The organism is Marinobacter salinexigens (assembly GCF_008370345.1).
GTDB classification, from domain to species: Bacteria; Pseudomonadota; Gammaproteobacteria; order Pseudomonadales; family Oleiphilaceae; genus Marinobacter; species Marinobacter salinexigens.
Genome location: NZ_VTUU01000112.1, coordinates 1 through 337 on the forward strand (window position 1 = coordinate 1; position 337 = coordinate 337).

The window sequence follows — 337 nt, forward strand, 5'->3', positions numbered from 1 at the left end:
GAGAAGCAGTCGCCATGTCTGGCATCATCCACAAGATCGAGGAGAAGCTCCACATGGGGGGCGACCACAAGAATAAGGAGGAGGAGCACCACAAGAAGGCCGAGGAGCACCACAAGAAGGAGGAGGGGGAGCACCACAAGAAGGACGGCGGGGAGCACAAGGAAGGCATCGTGGAGAAGATCAAGGACAAGATCACCGGCGAGCACGGCGACAAGTCCGGCGACCACAAGGAGAAGAAGGACAAGAAGAAGAAGGATAAGAAGAAGCACGGCGAGGGCCACGACCACGACGGCGGCCACAGTAGCAGCAGCAGCGACAGCGACTGAGATCTGGTGTC

The 337-nt window shown here is 58.8% G+C and carries 1 protein-coding gene; it reads left to right on the top strand.

Annotated features, from left to right (window positions below):
• Window positions 1-326 (top strand): hypothetical protein (locus tag FWJ25_RS20875; protein WP_223163295.1); only part of this gene is annotated, 326 nt, incomplete at its 5' end.
• Window positions 327-337 lie beyond the last annotated feature (11 nt).